General features: G+C 72.1%; 14 protein-coding genes. 6 read left to right on the top strand and 8 right to left on the bottom strand.

What is annotated here, in order from left to right; all coding sequences use genetic code 11:
* Window positions 1-96 precede the first annotated feature (96 nt).
* The 5 genes from pepN to OHA89_RS27335 all read right to left on the bottom strand — a co-directional run bounded on the left by pepN (window position 97) and on the right by OHA89_RS27335 (window position 5898).
* Window positions 97-2625: an aminopeptidase N gene (gene pepN, locus OHA89_RS27355; RefSeq protein WP_406367323.1), complete on the bottom strand. Its 2529-nt coding sequence runs from the start codon at window positions 2623-2625 to the stop codon at window positions 97-99.
* A gap of 86 nt (window positions 2626-2711) precedes the next feature.
* The gene (locus OHA89_RS27350) at window positions 2712-3041 is read right to left on the bottom strand and encodes a chorismate mutase (RefSeq protein ID WP_215149952.1); all 330 of its coding nucleotides are present in this window, start codon (window positions 3039-3041) and stop codon (window positions 2712-2714) included.
* Window positions 3042-3130: 89 nt separating this feature from the next.
* Entirely contained in the window at window positions 3131-4294 is a 1164-nt protein-coding gene (locus OHA89_RS27345; RefSeq protein WP_323186022.1) for a histidine kinase, read from the bottom strand.
* 10 nt (window positions 4295-4304) lie between these two features.
* The gene (locus OHA89_RS27340; RefSeq protein ID WP_266610327.1) at window positions 4305-4958 is read right to left on the bottom strand and encodes a response regulator transcription factor; all 654 of its coding nucleotides are present in this window, start codon (window positions 4956-4958) and stop codon (window positions 4305-4307) included.
* A gap of 187 nt (window positions 4959-5145) precedes the next feature.
* Window positions 5146-5898 (bottom strand): serine protease, encoded by a 753-nt coding sequence (locus OHA89_RS27335; protein ID WP_266610326.1) that lies wholly within the window; start codon window positions 5896-5898, stop codon window positions 5146-5148.
* A 152-nt stretch (window positions 5899-6050) separates the two neighbouring features.
* Here OHA89_RS27335 and OHA89_RS27330 point away from each other — a divergent pair, with 152 nt between their 5' ends.
* Window positions 6051-6941 carry a hypothetical protein gene (locus OHA89_RS27330; protein WP_266610324.1) on the top strand — a complete coding sequence of 297 codons (891 nt, stop codon included), beginning with the start codon at window positions 6051-6053 and terminating at the stop codon, window positions 6939-6941.
* Between the two features lie 157 nt (window positions 6942-7098).
* On the top strand, window positions 7099-7770 hold the full coding sequence (locus OHA89_RS27325) for an HAD family acid phosphatase (protein WP_215149956.1): 672 nt from the start codon (window positions 7099-7101) through the stop codon (window positions 7768-7770).
* Window positions 7771-7891: 121 nt separating this feature from the next.
* Here OHA89_RS27325 and OHA89_RS27320 read toward each other — a convergent pair whose 3' ends face one another.
* A complete protein-coding gene (locus OHA89_RS27320) occupies window positions 7892-9370 on the bottom strand; it encodes an MFS transporter (RefSeq protein WP_406367322.1) in 1479 nt (492 codons plus the stop codon).
* A gap of 108 nt (window positions 9371-9478) precedes the next feature.
* Between OHA89_RS27320 and OHA89_RS27315 the strand changes: the two genes are divergently transcribed.
* Window positions 9479-9952: a MarR family winged helix-turn-helix transcriptional regulator gene (locus OHA89_RS27315; RefSeq protein ID WP_215149958.1), complete on the top strand. Its 474-nt coding sequence runs from the start codon at window positions 9479-9481 to the stop codon at window positions 9950-9952.
* A 21-nt stretch (window positions 9953-9973) separates the two neighbouring features.
* On the opposite strand, the gene OHA89_RS27310 is transcribed toward OHA89_RS27315, so the two are convergent.
* Entirely contained in the window at window positions 9974-10882 is a 909-nt protein-coding gene (locus tag OHA89_RS27310; RefSeq protein WP_266610321.1) for an SDR family oxidoreductase, read from the bottom strand.
* A 1-nt stretch (window position 10883) separates the two neighbouring features.
* Window positions 10884-11648 (bottom strand): SDR family oxidoreductase, encoded by a 765-nt coding sequence (locus tag OHA89_RS27305; RefSeq protein WP_266610319.1) that lies wholly within the window; start codon window positions 11646-11648, stop codon window positions 10884-10886.
* Window positions 11649-11704: 56 nt separating this feature from the next.
* Here OHA89_RS27305 and OHA89_RS27300 point away from each other — a divergent pair, with 56 nt between their 5' ends.
* From OHA89_RS27300 to OHA89_RS27290, 3 genes are read left to right on the top strand one after another with little or no spacing between them, the layout of a single operon-like run.
* The gene (locus OHA89_RS27300; protein ID WP_266610318.1) at window positions 11705-12454 is read left to right on the top strand and encodes an enoyl-CoA hydratase family protein; all 750 of its coding nucleotides are present in this window, start codon (window positions 11705-11707) and stop codon (window positions 12452-12454) included.
* Complete coding sequence (locus tag OHA89_RS27295; protein WP_215149963.1) at window positions 12451-13302, top strand: CoA transferase subunit A; 852 nt, start codon at window positions 12451-12453, stop codon at window positions 13300-13302. The genes OHA89_RS27300 and OHA89_RS27295 overlap by 4 nt, the downstream gene beginning before the upstream one ends.
* A complete protein-coding gene (locus tag OHA89_RS27290) occupies window positions 13299-14021 on the top strand; it encodes a CoA-transferase subunit beta (RefSeq protein WP_266610314.1) in 723 nt (240 codons plus the stop codon). Before OHA89_RS27295 ends, OHA89_RS27290 begins: the two co-directional genes overlap by 4 nt.
* Window positions 14022-14023: the final 2 nt, after the last annotated feature.

Raw genomic sequence — 14023 nt, 5'->3', positions numbered from 1 at the left:
CGGGGCGGGGGTGCCGCTGCGCGGAGCCTCTCCCCCACCCCGCCCCTTCCCGGGGGCTCCGCCCCCAGACCCCCGCGCCTCAATCGCCGGCGGGGCTTAAGCGGTGCGGACCACCCTCAGGGCGCGGGCGAGGTCGTCGAGTTGGTCGACGAGTTTGCGGCGCAGGAGGGGGAGGATGTCCGGGTCGGTGAGGCAGGCGTGGCCGGCCTGGAGGTTGGCCTCGTCCACGGCGTAGGCCGGGAAGGCCCAGCGGCCGGCGGCTTCGCCGATGGCCGGGCCGCGGCGGGCGGCGAGGGCGACGGCCTCGGGGTAGAAGCGGGGCACGTACTCCCGTACGAGGTCGGTCTGTTCGGGCTGCCAGAAGCCCTGGGCGGTGGCGGTGAAGAGGTAGTTGGAGAGGGTGTCGTCGTGGAAGAGGCGGTCCCAGGCGGCGGCTTTGGCCTGCGCCGTGGGGAGGGCTGCGCGGCAGCGGGCCGCGCCTTCCTGGCCGGTGGCGCTGGGGTCGTCGGCGACGGCGGCGTCGATGTCGTGTTCCCCGATGGCGCCGAGGACGGCGAGGCGGGCCAGGATGCGCCAGCGCAGCTCGGGGTCGAGGGCGGGCCCGCCGGGGACGGCGTCGTCGGCGAGCCAGGCGGCCGGGGTGTCGGGCTGGGTGGCGCTGTCGATGAGGGTCCGTACGGCGGTCAGGCGCAGGCCGGGGTCTGAGCCGTCCTCGGTGCGCCGCAGCAGGTCGCGGGCGATGGAGGTGATGGTGGCGAGGGCCTCGGTGCGCTGTTCGGGGGCGACGTAGCGGGTGGCGATCTGGGTGCGGGCGAAGGTGAGGACGCCCTGGACGAGGGCCAGGTCGTGTTCCTCGGGCAGGTGTGCTTCGGCGGTGGCCAGGTAGTCGCCGGGGGCGAGTTCGCCGTCGCGGACCATGTCGCGCAGGGAGTTCCAGACGACGGTGCGGGTGAGGGCGTCGGGGATGCCGGAGAGGCCGCGCAGGACGGTTTCCACGGAGGTCTCGTCGAGGCGGACCTTGGCGTAGGTGAGGTCGCCGTCGTTGAGGACGAGGAGGGCCGGGCGCGGGCCGGTGGCGGAGAGGACCTCGTCGGAGGGGACGTCGAGGTGGAGGAGTTCGGTGCGCTCCAGGGTGCGGGCGTCGGCGGGGTCGTGGTGGTAGACGCCGGCGGTGATGCGGTGGGGGCGGCTGCCCTTGCGGTCGACGGTGAGGGTCCAGCCGCCGGGGCCGTCGCCGTCGTCGGTGCTCTCCTCGATCTGTGGGGTGAGGGTGTCGATGCCGGTGGTGCGCAGCCAGATCCGGGCCCAGGCGTGGACGTCGCGTTCGGTGTGGGCGGCGAGGGAGTCGACGAAGTCGGCGAGGGAGGCGTTGGCGAACTTGTGGCGGGCGAAGTGGGTGTTGATCCCGGCGAGGAAGTCCTTTTCGCCGAGCCAGGTGACGAGTTGGCGCAGGGCGGAGGCGCCCTTGGCGTAGGAGATGCCGTCGAAGTTGAGGAGGGCGGAGGCGGTGTCGGGGACGTCGTCGGGGTCGGGGGCGACGGGGTGGGTGGAGGGGCGCTGGTCGGCGTCGTAGCCCCAGGCCTTGCGGGTGACGCCGAATTCGGTCCAGGTGTCGGTGAAGCGGGTGGCTTCGGTGAGGGTCTGGTAGCCCATGTATTCGGCGAAGGATTCGTTGAGCCAGATGTCGTCGAACCAGGCGAGGGTGACGAGGTCGCCGAACCACATGTGGGCCATCTCGTGGGCGATGACCATGGCGCGGGTCTGGCGTTCGGTGTCGGTGACGGCGGAGCGGTAGATGAACTCGTCGCGGAAGGTGACGAGGCCGGGGTTCTCCATGGCTCCGGCGTTGAACTCGGGTACGAAGGCCTGGTCGTAGGAGTCGAAGGGGTAGGGCTCGGTGAATTTTTCCTGGTAGCGGTCGAAGCAGTCCTTGGTGAGGGAGAGGATTTCGTCGGCGTCGGCGTCCAGGTGGGGGGCGAGGGACTGGCGGCAGTGGATGCCGAAGGGCAGTCCGGCGTGTTCGGTGGTCACGCTGTGCCAGGGGCCTGCGGCGACGGCGGCGAGGTAGGTGGAGATGACGGGGGTGGCGGCGGACTGCCAGATGCCGGCGCCGTCGGTGTCCCGGTCGGCGAGGCGTGTGGTGACGCCGTTGGCGAGGACGGTCCAGTGGGCGGGGGCGGCGACGGTGAATTCGAAGACGGCCTTGAGGTCGGGCTGGTCGAAGGCCGGGAAGACCCGCTGGACGTCGTCCATGAACATCTGGGAGTAGACGTACGTCTCCCCGTCGGCGGGGTCGGTGAAGCGGTGCAGGCCCTCGCCGGTGCGGGAGTAGCGCATGCGGGCGTCGACGCGCAGCTCGTGGGGGCCTTCGGTGAGGCCGGTGAGCGGGAGGCGGTTGCCGTCGAGGGCGGCGGGGTCGAGGGGGTTGCCGTCGAGGGCGACGGAGTGCAGGAGGTCCGGTTTCAGCTCCAGGAAGGTGTCTCCGGCGGTGTTGGCGGTGAACCGGATGACGGTGGCGGACTCGAAGGTGTCGTCGCCGGCGGTGAGGTCGAGGCCGACGACGTAGTGGTGGACGTCGAGGAGCTGTGCTCGGAGCTGCGCTTCGTTGCGCGTCAGTGCGGACATGGGGCCCATGCTGCCGCAAGGGCCGGCTGGGCCCCAGCGGGTTCCAGGTCCTGTCCGAGCGATCGTCCAGGGCCTGCCGGGGCCTGTCAGGTCTGGTCTTCGCCGGCTGCGATGGTCTCGTGGTGGCGGATGACCTCGGCGATGATGAAGTTGAGGAGTTTTTCGGCGAAGGCCGGGTCGAGTTTGGCGTTCTCGGCGAGCTGGCGGAGCCGGGCGATCTGGCTGGCCTCGCGGCCCGGGTCGGCCGGGGGGAGCTGGTGCCTGGCCTTGAGGTGGCCGACCTGCTGGGTGCACTTGAACCGCTCGGCGAGCATGTGGACCACGGCCGCGTCGATGTTGTCGATGCTGTCCCGCAGGCGGGCGAGTTCGGCGGCGACGGTTTCGTCGATCCCGTTGTCGATGTCGCTGTTGTTCATGGTTCCCGAGAATACGTGGCGGGGGCGGGTGGTTCCCGGGGCAGTCGATCCGTGAGACGGGTACTGGTCAGATCTGTGACCGATTCCTGTCACAGCGGCAGGATCGCGGTGACGAGCCAGCCGCCTTCGGGGGTGGGGCCGGCGGTGAGGGAGCCGCCGAGGGCTTCGGCGCGTTCGGCCATTCCGGCGAGGCCGTAGCCGCCGCCGCGGGCGTTGTCGGAGAGTTTGGCGGGGTGGCCGCCGTCGTCGGCGATGCGGACTTCGAGGCCTACGGGGAGGGTGCGCAGGCCGATGCGGACGGCGGTGGCGGTGGCGGCGTGCTTGCCGATGTTGGTGAGGGCTTCCAGGACGATGCGGTGGGCGGTGGCGGCCACGTGGCCGGGGAGGCGGGTTTCGAGGCCTTCTTCGATGTAGAGGACGACGGGCGGGCCGCTGCGGGAGAAGCGTTCGGTGAGTTCGCGGATGTCGGCGAGGCCGGCGACGGGGCTGGTGGCGCCGTGTCCTGCGGTGGTTTCGCCGTCGTCGTTCTCGCGGAGGATCTTGACGAGGCGGCGCATGGAGCCGAGGGCTTCGTCGCCGGCGGTTTCGATGCGGCCGAAGATCTCGGCGGCGCGTTCGGCGGAGACCTTGGTGAAGCGGGCGGCGCGGGCCTCGACGACGATGCCGGTGACGTGGTGGGCGACGAGGTCGTGGAGCTCGCGGGCGAGTTCCAGGCGTTCGGCGGTGCGGACGGCGCGCAGGTCGCGTACGCGCTGGTCGGACTGGAGGCGCAGGAGGAGGGAGTAGGCGCCGACGACGACGGTGAGGACGGAGAAGAGGAGGGTGAAGCGGCCGGGGTCGGTGTCGCGTATGGGTACGGCCATGCAGCCGAGGCCGAGGAGCGGGCCGAGGACGGCGGCGGTGCGGGCGGGGGCGCGGAGCAGGACCTGGGAGAGCAGGACGAGGAGGGCGATGGCCTCGCCGCCGCCCCAGACGATGAGGGGGTGGTCGCCGAAGATTAGGGAGAGGGTGACGGTCCAGGTGACGGCGGCGGCGAACCAGGCTCGGGTGAGGAGGGGGATGCGGGGCCAGGGTGCGGCGCTGAGGCAGACGAGGATGCCGGATGCCCAGACGGCGGCGTGGGGGAGGCTGGGCTGGCGGGCGAGGACGACGCCTTCGAAGGTGACGAGGGCGAGGAGGACGAGGGAGAGGCCGAGGCGGATGGCGTCGGCGGTGTGGGGGTGGCGGCGGGCCCATCCCGCCAGGGGGCTCACGGGGGCGGGGTCACGCCGTGGTGGCGGCCAGGCCGCTTTCCCATGCCCAGGCGGCGATCTCGACGCGGTTGCGGGCGTCGAGTTTGGCCTGGACGTTGGCCAGGTGGGTTTTGACGGTGGACAGGGAGACGAAGAGTTCGGCGGCGATCTCGGCGTTGGTGAGCCCGCGCGCGAGGCAGCGTACGACTTCGCGTTCCCGTTCCGTGAGGGGTTCCGCGGGGCGGCGGGTCCGGGTGGCCGCGGTCTGTGGGGCCATTTCGCGCAGCAGCCGCACCGTGATGGCGGGCGAGACGAGTGAGTCGCCGACGGCCGCGGCGCGTACCGCTTCAACCAGCATGGCCGGGCTGGCGTCTTTCAGGAGGAAGCCGGATGCTCCGCCGTGGAGTGCCGCGTGGACGTATTCGTCGAGGTCGAAGGTGGTGACGATGACGATGTGCGGGGTGTCCTGGCCGGAGAGGCGGCGGGTGACTTCGAGGCCGTCGAGCTTCGGCATGCGGATGTCGAGGAGCAGTACGTCGGGCCGGTGCTCGGCGACGGCGGTGAGGGCGGCTTCGCCGTCGACGACGTCGGCGACGACCTCGATGTCCGGCTGGCTTTCGAGGATCATGCGGAAGCCGGTCCTGACCATTTCCTGGTCGTCCGCGATGACCACTCTGATCGCCATGCGTTGCCTGCCCCACTGTCGCCCGCTGCCGCCTGCGCTTCGTTCCCATGGGACCGGTGCGGGCGCCGGCCCGCAACCGCACAGGGGACCATCGGGCGGTACTGCTGCCGACGATACGTACGCACGGGGCGCGGGGCCTCGTCCTTCCGGCCCGTTCTCAGGGGGCCGGAAGGACGAGGGGCGGGTGCTACATGGCGGCCGCGGCGCTCTTGATCGCGGCGGCGAAGGTGGAGACCTCGGTGTAGACGCCGGGGTAGTCGGGCCGGGCGCAGCCTTCGCCCCAGCTGACTATGCCGACCTGGATCCAGGCGTTGGCGCTGTCGCGGCGGAACATGGGGCCGCCGGAGTCGCCCTGGCAGGTGTCGACGCCGCCCTGGGCGAAGCCGGCGCAGATCTCTTCGCTCGGGATGAGGGAGCTGCCGTACGAGGCCTGGCAGCTGGCGTCGGAGACGAAGGGGACGGTGGCCTTCATGAGGTAGCGCTGCTGGCCGCCGCCTTCGCGGGTGGCGCCCCAGCCGGCGACGGTGAAGGTGCCGTTGTCGTACTGCTTGGTCTCGGCGATCTTGAGGGTGGGCAGGTTGATGGGCTGGGCGAGCTTGATCAGGGCCCAGTCCTTGCCGCTGCCGTTGTAGCCGGGGGCCTGCTTGACCTTGGTGGACCTGACCTTGATGGCGCTGGAGCTGTTGAGGTCGACGACTCCGGCGGTGGCGGTGATGGAGGTGTTGTTGCCGGAGCCGTTCACACAGTGGGCGGCGGTGAGGACGATCTGCTGGGTGTAGAGGGCGCCGCCGCATCCCATGGAGAGGCGGACCATGAAGGGGAATTCGCCCTGGGCGGCGCGGGTGCCGCCGACGACGGGGGCCGGGCCGGCGCTGGCGGTGCCGGGCTGGAGGCTGACGGCCGCGAGGGCGACGGCGCCGACGGCGAGGGTGCGCTTCATGAACCGCACGAGGGTAGACACAGTCAACACACTGCCTTTCGTGGGGGGTTGGGCCGTGCGCGTCATTGGGTGAATGACGAGTCCATGACACATCTGATGTATGGCGGGCATCAAGAACGCGTTTTCGGACAACTTCCCGCTCTGGGGGCGGCATGACGGAGAACAGCAGGCACAGCAGCCCGGTCGAGCACGGATTTCCGCACCTGGAAACGGTCCGCGCCTCGATCACGGCGCTGTTCCGCCGGCTGACCCCCGACGGGATCCGGGCCTACGACACGAGCTTCGCCCCCGCCGACGCGGCCTTCGGCCGCGACGAGGACCTACACCTGGGGGCCCACCGGGTGGCCTCCGCGATGGTGCGCGCCCTGCGGCTGCCCGACGCCCGCATGGTGGTCGCCTTCCGGCCGATGCGGGACGCGGCCACGGTGGAACTGGCCGCGGGCCCCGAGTACTTCGTCGAGGTCAGCGACCGCTTCCGGGTCCACCGCCGCGACCTGGCCGCCGCCCTGGCCCACGAGGTCACCCACGTCCTGCTGCACCGCCTGGACCTGCGCTTGCCCACCACCGCGGAGAACGAGATCCTCACCGACACCGCCGCCGCGTTCCTCGGGGCCGGCTGGCTGCTGCTCGACGCCTACCGCGAGGACGCGCTCACCCACCAGAAGCTCGGCTACCTCACCCCGGAGGAGTTCGGCTACGTCCTGGCCAGGCGCGCCGGCCTGTTCGGCGAGGACCTCTCCACCTGGTTCAGCAGCCCGCAGGCGTACGAGGCGTACGTGCGCGGCCGCGCCCTGGCCGAGCGGGAGCGGCGCCGGGCCCCGCTCGCCGCCGCCTCCGCGCACGCCCGGCGCCGGTACGCGAGGGCGCGGCGCACCGGCACTCCCCCGGCGGACGGGTCGGCGTACCGCTTCGAGCCGGACGGCGCGGGGCTGCTGGTGAGCTTCCCCTGCCCGGTGTGCGGGCAGCGGCTGCGACTCCCGGTGCGCGGGCCGCTCAGGGCCCGGTGCGGGCTGTGCCGCACGGTGCTGGAGTGCGACACCTAGGACCGTCCGGGCGCCCTGTCCGGGCGCCTGTCGGGGCGGAATTCACCTTGATTCACCGCCCGGCCACGAAAAGTTTCCTACCGGCCAGTAGACATGGGGGTGAATCTGGCCAACTCTGGTCGCGTACATGCCAAGACGTGACCGAGGAGCGCCCCCCATGCGCAGCACCCGCCGCACCCGCACGACCCGTACCACCGCAGCCGGCGTGGCCGTCGCGGCCGCCGTCCTGACCCTGCTGCCCGCCACCGCCGCCGAGGCGGCCCCGGCCCCGGCCGCCGCACCCGCGTCGGTCTCGGCCTCCGCGCCCGGCGGCAACGCGGCGATCCTCGGCATCGACTACGCCACCTGGCAGCGCGACGTCGCCACCGTCATCGACGCGGTCCGCCCCGCCATCGAGCAGCGCATCGCCGCCTCGCCCGCCGGCGAGAAGCCCGCGATCGTCCTCGACATCGACAACTCCTCGCTGGAGACGGACTTCCACTGGTTCTGGACCTTCCCGACGCCCGCGATCGCCAAGGTCCGCGAGCTGACCCGGTACGCCAACGACCGCGGGGTGGCGATCTTCTTCGTCACCGCCCGCCCCGGGATCATCTACTCCCTCACCGAGCGCAACCTCAAGGCCGTCGGCTACCCGGTCTCGGGGCTCTACGTCCGTGATCTGCCGGACCTGTTCGACGAGGTGAGCGCGTACAAGACGGGCAAGCGCGCCGAGATCGAGGGCCGCGGCTACACGATCATCGCCAACATCGGGAACAACGCGAGCGACCTGGTCGGCGGCCACGCCGAACTCACCGTCAAGCTGCCGGACTACGACGGCAAGCTGTCCTGATCCGAGGAATCCGAGGAATCCGAGGAATCCGAGGAATCCGAGGAATCCGAGGAATCCGAGGAACGTGTGCGGGCCGCGGTCGGTGACCGCGGCCCGCACGTGTTTCCCGTACGCACCCCGCTTACGCCACCACGGGCTCGACCCCGGGCCGCCCCTCGGCCCCGGTCCCTGCCTCCGCCCCTGCCTCCGCCCCTGCCTCCACCTCCGGTGAGATCGCAGTGCGCGGCAGGGCCAGGCACAGCACCGCGCTGAGCAGGAAGCCGGCGCTCACCCAGGGCATCGCGGTGGTCAGGGCGTGGGTCGGGCCGCCACCGGCGAGGGCGCCGAAGAAGACGGAGCCGATGACGGCCGCGCCGAGGGCGCCGCCGAACTGCTGGGCGGTGGAGAAGATTCCGGAGGCGCCGCCCGCGATGTCGGCGGGGACGGCGGACAGCACCACGTTCACCAGCGGCACCACGAGGAAGCCGAGCCCGGCGCCCGCGACGAGCAGGCCGGGCACCAGCGGCCAGGCACCGGCGTGCGCCTCGGTGGAGTGGGCGACGGCGTACCAGACCCCGGCGAAACCGCCCGCCATCATCAGCGCGCCGCCGACGAGTACGAGGCGGCCGAAGCGCACGGCGAGGGCGCCGGCGGCCGGGGCGGTGAGGAAGCCGCCGGCCGAGAAGGCGACGGTGACCAGGCCCGCCTGCATCGGGGTGTAGCCCTCGCCGCCCTGGAGCCAGATCGCGAAGATCAGGAAGAAGCCCTGCATGCCGACGGAGAACAGCAGTTGGACGGCGAGGCCGAAGGAGAAGGCGGGCAGCCGGAACGCCCGGACGGGCAGCAGCGGTACGGTCGCCCCGCGCCGCCGGGCTTCGAGGATGCCGAGGCCGACGACGGCGAGCACTCCGGCGGCCAGGCACAGCCAGCCCCACAGCGGCCAGCCGTTGGCCTCGCCCTGGACCAGCGGCAGCACGATGGCGATCAGGCCGGCGGCGAGGACGATGCTGCCGAGCAGGTCGGGCCGCCCGGCGCCGCGCTCGCGGGTGGCGGGGACCAGCACCGCGCCGGCGGCGAGGGTGGCCACGGCGACGGGCACGTTGACGAGGAAGACGGAGCGCCAGCCCCAGCCCAAGAGGTCGGCGTCGGTGAGCAGGCCGCCGAGCAGCAGTCCGATGGCCGCGGCGAAGCCGGCGACGGCTCCGTACATGCCGAAGACGGCGCCGCGCTCCTTGCCCTGGAAGAGGGTGCGGAAGGAACCGAGCACCTGGGGCATCAGCAGGGCGGCCATCACGCCCTGGGCGGCGCGGGCGGCGATCAGCTGGCCGGGGCTCTGGGCGAGGCCGCAGGCCAGGCTGGCGAGGCCGAAGCCCGCCGTCCCGGCCAGGAAGAGCGCCTTGCGGCCGTACCGGTCGCCGAGGTGGCCGGAGACGATCAGGGTGGCGGCGAAGCCGAGCAGGTAGGCGGAGACGAGCCACTGCAGGGCGCTCTGCGAGGCGTGCAGGTCACGGCCGATGGAGGGGATGGCGACGTTGACGATGGTCACGTCGAGGAGGTCCATGAGCGCGGCGACCATCATGACGACGGCGGCGGCCCAGCGGCGTGGATGGGGGGTCATCATGACGGCCTCCGGAATTATTTCGTTCGGGCGAACGAAAGACTGACACGCGGGCAGGCGTGATCGCAACTCTTTCGTTCGTGCGAACTAAATTCTTGGTACGGTGCCTTCATGAGCGATGAGGCGGACGCGCGCCGCGCCGCGGTACTGGAGGAGCTGAACCGCACCGGCCGGGAGACCAGCGCGGTGACGGTGATGTTCCACGAGGCGGTGGCGGCCAGGCGCGGCCTGGGCGCGACGGAGGCGAAGACCATCGACCTGCTGCTGCGCCACGGCCCGCTCACGGCGAAGGACCTGGCCGGGCAGTCGGGCCTGGCCCCGGCCTCGGTGACGGGGCTGGTGGACCGGCTGGAACGCAAGGGTTACGTGCGCCGGGCCGAACACCCCACGGACAAGCGGCGGGTGGTGGTGGAGGTCCGCCCGGAGAAGATCCGCGAGCTGGAGCCGGTGTACGAGGACTGGGCCCGCGAAGTCGCCGGACTGTGCGGGGAGTTCACCACGGAGGAACTGGAAACGGTGATCCGCTTCCTCCGCGGCTCGAACACCCGCCAACGCCGCGCGGCGGCCCGCCTGTCGGACGCCTGACCGGGCTCCGCCCGGCCGCCATCAGGAGCCGTAGACCGGGAGCGGGGACTCCGCCGCGGCGAGGAGTTTCACGGTGGCCTCGCCCGCCTCGGCGGGGGTCCAGCGGGCGTCCCGGTCGGCGGTGGGGCCGGGGCGCCAGCCCTCCATGACCGTGATGCGGCCGCCCTCCGCCTCGAAGACCCGCCCCGTGACACCGGCCGAGGCCTCGGAACCGAGCCACACCACCAGCGGGGAGACGTTCTCGGGGGCCATCGCGTCGAACGCCCCGGCGACCGGCGCGGCCATGGTCTGCGCGAAGGTCTGCTCCGTCATCCGGGTCCGCGCCGCCGGGGCGATCGCGTTGACCTGGACTCCGTACCGGCCCATCTCCGCGGCCGCGACCAGCGTGAGCCCCAGGATCCCGGCCTTGGCCGCGCTGTAGTTCCCCTGCCCCACCGAGCCCAACAGCCCCGCCCCCGAAGAGGTGTTGACCACCCGGGCGGCCACCGGCCGGCCGGCCTTCGCCTCCGCCCGCCACCACGCTGCCGCCGCCCGCAGCGGCAGGAAGTGCCCCTTCAGGTGGACCCGCATGACGGCGTCCCAGTCGTCCTCGTCCAGGTTCACCAGCATCCGGTCCCGCAGGAACCCGGCGTTGTTGACCAGCGTGTCCAGCCTCCCGAACGCCGAGACCGCGCACTCCACCAGCGAGGACGCCCCCTCGCCCGTGGCGATGTCCCCGCCGTGCGCCACCGCCTCCCCGCCGAGCGCCTGGATTTCGGAGACGACCAGGCCGGCCGGGGAATCCGGCCCGGGCAGCCCGTCCAGCCCCACTCCCAGGTCGTTGACGACGACCTTGGCCCCCTCCGCCGCGAATGCCAGCGCGTGGGCCCGCCCCAGCCCCCGCCCCGCGCCCGTCACGATCACGACCCTGCCTTCGCACAGTCCCGCCATCTCAGCTCTCCTTGTTCACGGTTGCCGCATCCAGAAACGCGGGGCGTTCCCCGCCCCCGTGCACGAGCAGGCTCGCCCCGCTCACGTACCCCGCCCGGCCCGAGGCCAGGAACACCGCCGCCTCCCCCACGTCCGAGGGTTCCGCCAGCCGCCCCAGCGGTACGGTCGCGCCGACCGCCGCGATCCCGGCCTCGTCCCCGTAGTGCAGGTGCGACAGCTCGGTCCGCACCATGCCCAGGACCAGCGAGTTCACCCGTACCTCGGGGGCCCACTCCACGGCCATGGAGCGGGCCAGGTTCTCCAGCCCCGCCTTCGCCGCCCCGTACGCCGCCGTGCCCGGGGAGGGCCGGGTGCCGCTGACGCTGCCGATCATCACCACCGAGCCACGTGCCTCCCGCAGCCACGGGTAGGCGGCGAGGGAGGCCGTCATCGGCGCCAGCAGGTTCAGCTCGACGACCCTGGCGTGGCGTTCCGCCTCGCCCTCCCCCAGCAGCCGGTACGGGGTGCCGCCCGCGTTGTTGACCAGGCAGTCGAGGCGCCCGTACCGGCGCGCGACCGCGCCGAAGAAGTCCTGCACGGCCGCCGGATTGCGCAGGTCGACGGCGGCGAAGGAGGCCTTGCGGCCGTCCGCGGAGACGGGTTCCTCCGGGGGCCGCCGCGCGCAGACGACGACCTCGGCTCCCGCCGCGAGGAACGACCGGGCGATCCCGGCGCCGACGCCCCGGGTCCCGCCGGTGACGACGGCGACCCTCCCGTCGAGCTCCATAGGCTGCTACCTTCCTCACCTAACAAATGTTTGGTGGAAAGGTAGCTGATCCTCTCATGGGTGTCTCCACCTCGAGCCCGGGCAAGGGCATCGCACTCGTCACAGTCGACTTCCCACCCGTCAACGCGCTCCCCGTGCAGGGCTGGTACGACCTCGCCGACGCCCTGCGCGGCGCCGGCCGCGACCCCGAGGTCCGCTGCGTCGTCCTCGCCGCCGAGGGCCGTGGCTTCAACGCCGGTGTCGACATCAAGGAGATGCAGCGCGACGCCGGCCACGCCTCGCTCATCGGCGCCAACCGGGGCTGCTACGAGGCCTTCGCCGCCGTGTACGAGTGCGAGGTGCCGGTGGTCGCGGCCGTGAACGGGTTCTGCCTGGGCGGCGGCATCGGCCTCGTCGGCAACGCCGACGCGATCGTGGCGAGCGAGGACGCGACCTTCGGACTGCCCGAGCTGGACCGGGGCGCGCTGGGCGCCGCCACCCACCTGGCCCGTCTCGTGCCGCAGCACCTGATGCGCGCGCTGTACTACACCTCGCGCACCGCGACCGCGGCCGAACTGCACGCGCACGGCTCGGTCTGGAAGGTGGTCCCCCGCGGGGAACTGCGGGCCGCCGCCCTGGAACTGGCCGCCGAGATCGCCCGGAAGGACGGCTACCTGATCCGGCTGGCCAAGGCGGCCATCAACGGCATCGACCCGGTCGACGTGCGCCGCAGCTACCGCTTCGAGCAGGGCTTCACCTTCGAGGCCAACCTCAGCGGGGTCGCCGACCGGGTCCGCGACACTTTCGGGAAGGAAGCGAGTTCATGACCGACAAGAGCATGACCCCCGAAGAGGTGGTCGGGCAGCTGCGCAGCGGTATGACCCTCGGCATCGGCGGCTGGGGTTCGCGGCGCAAGCCCATGGCCCTGGTGCGAGCACTGCTCCGCTCCGAGATCACCGATCTCACGGTGATCTCGTACGGTGGCCCCGACGTGGGCCTGCTGGCCGCCGCGGGCCGGATCCGCAGGCTCGTCGCCCCCTTCGCCACCCTCGACTCGATCCCGCTGGAGCCCCATTTCCGGGCCGCCCGCGAGCGCGCCGCCTTCACCCTCACCGAGCTCGACGAGGCCATGTTCATGTGGGGCCTGCACGCCGCCGCCAACCGGCTGCCGTTCCTCCCCGTCCGGGCCGGCCTCGGCTCCGACGTGATGCGGGTCAACCCGGAGCTTCGGACCGTCACCTCCCCGTACGCCGACGGCGAGGAGCTCGTCGCCGTCCCGGCCCTTCGGATGGACGCCGCCCTGGTCCACCTGAGCCGCGCCGACCGCCTCGGCAACGCCCAGTACCTGGGCCCGGACCCGTACTTCGACGACCTGTTCTGCGAGGCCGCCGACGCCGCGTACGTCTCCTGCGAACAGCTCGTGGAGACCGCCGAGCTCACCAAGGCCGGTCCCCCGCAGTCCCTCCTCGTCAGCCGGCACTCCGTCACCGGGGTCGTCGAGACCCCGAACGGCGCGCACTTCACCTCCTGCGTCCCCGACTACGACCGCGACGAGGCCTTCCAGAAGCTCTACGCGACCACCCCCTGGCCCGAGTTCGCCGAGCGCTTCCTGTCGGGGGCGAGCGAGCACGACTACCAGTCCGCCGTCCGGACCTGGCACGAGGAGCAGCAGTGATCAGTCGTTCGGAATACTGTGTGATCTCATGTGCCGAGGCCTGGCGCGACAACGGCGAGGTGCTCGCCAGCCCGATGGGCCTGGTCCCCTCCTTCGGTGCCCGGCTCGCGAAGCGGACCTTCTCCCCCGACCTGCTCCTGACCGACGGCGAGGCCATGCTCGTCGGACTCGACGGCACGGCCGAGGGCTGGCTCCCGTACCGGCGCCACCTGACCATGGTCACCGGCGGCAGGCGCCACGTGATGATGGGCGCCAGCCAGATCGACCGTTTCGGCAACCAGAACATCTCCTGCATCGGCGACTGGGCGAAGCCTGCCCGCCAGCTCCTCGGGGTGCGCGGGGCGCCCGTCAACACCCTCAACAACCCGGTGAGTTACTGGATCCCCAAGCACTCCACCCGGGTCTTCGTCGAGCGGGTCGACATGGTCAGCGGCGTCGGCTACGACCGCGCCGAGGCGGCCGGGGTGACCCGCTACCACCGCCTGCCCCGGGTGGTCAGCGATCTCGGCGTCTTCGACTTCAGCGGCCCCGACCGCTCGATGCGCCTGGTCTCCGTCCACCCCGGGGTCACCGTCGATCAGGTCCGGTCGGCCACCGGCTTCGACCTGGCCGTCGACGGCCAGGTCCCGTACACGCGGGAGCCGACCGCCGAGGAGCTGCGCCTGATCCGCGAGGTCATCGACCCCAAGGGCCTGCGCGACCGCGAAGTGCGGGTCTGAGC

The sequence above is a fragment of the Streptomyces sp. NBC_01546 genome (assembly GCF_045208355.1).
Classification (GTDB): Bacteria; Actinomycetota; Actinomycetes; order Streptomycetales; family Streptomycetaceae; genus Streptomyces.
The sequence above is the reverse complement of the archived record's forward strand: the minus strand, read 5'-3'. Positions and strand labels throughout refer to the sequence as shown.

Bases quoted from the DNA above. Each gene is read 5' to 3' on its own strand.
- pepN (WP_406367323.1), bottom strand. From the start codon at position 2,625: ATGTCCGCACTGACGCGCAACGAAGCGCAGCTCCGAGCACAGCTCCTC.
- OHA89_RS27350 (WP_215149952.1), bottom strand. From the start codon at position 3,041: ATGAACAACAGCGACATCGACAACGGGATCGACGAAACCGTCGCCGCC.
- OHA89_RS27340 (WP_266610327.1), bottom strand. From the start codon at position 4,958: ATGGCGATCAGAGTGGTCATCGCGGACGACCAGGAAATGGTCAGGACC.
- OHA89_RS27335 (WP_266610326.1), bottom strand. From the start codon at position 5,898: ATGAAGCGCACCCTCGCCGTCGGCGCCGTCGCCCTCGCGGCCGTCAGC.
- OHA89_RS27330 (WP_266610324.1), top strand. From the start codon at position 6,051: ATGACGGAGAACAGCAGGCACAGCAGCCCGGTCGAGCACGGATTTCCG.
- OHA89_RS27325 (WP_215149956.1), top strand. From the start codon at position 7,099: ATGCGCAGCACCCGCCGCACCCGCACGACCCGTACCACCGCAGCCGGC.
- OHA89_RS27320 (WP_406367322.1), bottom strand. From the start codon at position 9,370: ATGATGACCCCCCATCCACGCCGCTGGGCCGCCGCCGTCGTCATGATG.
- OHA89_RS27315 (WP_215149958.1), top strand. From the start codon at position 9,479: ATGAGCGATGAGGCGGACGCGCGCCGCGCCGCGGTACTGGAGGAGCTG.
- OHA89_RS27310 (WP_266610321.1), bottom strand. From the start codon at position 10,882: ATGGCGGGACTGTGCGAAGGCAGGGTCGTGATCGTGACGGGCGCGGGG.
- OHA89_RS27305 (WP_266610319.1), bottom strand. From the start codon at position 11,648: ATGGAGCTCGACGGGAGGGTCGCCGTCGTCACCGGCGGGACCCGGGGC.
- OHA89_RS27300 (WP_266610318.1), top strand. From the start codon at position 11,705: ATGGGTGTCTCCACCTCGAGCCCGGGCAAGGGCATCGCACTCGTCACA.
- OHA89_RS27295 (WP_215149963.1), top strand. From the start codon at position 12,451: ATGACCGACAAGAGCATGACCCCCGAAGAGGTGGTCGGGCAGCTGCGC.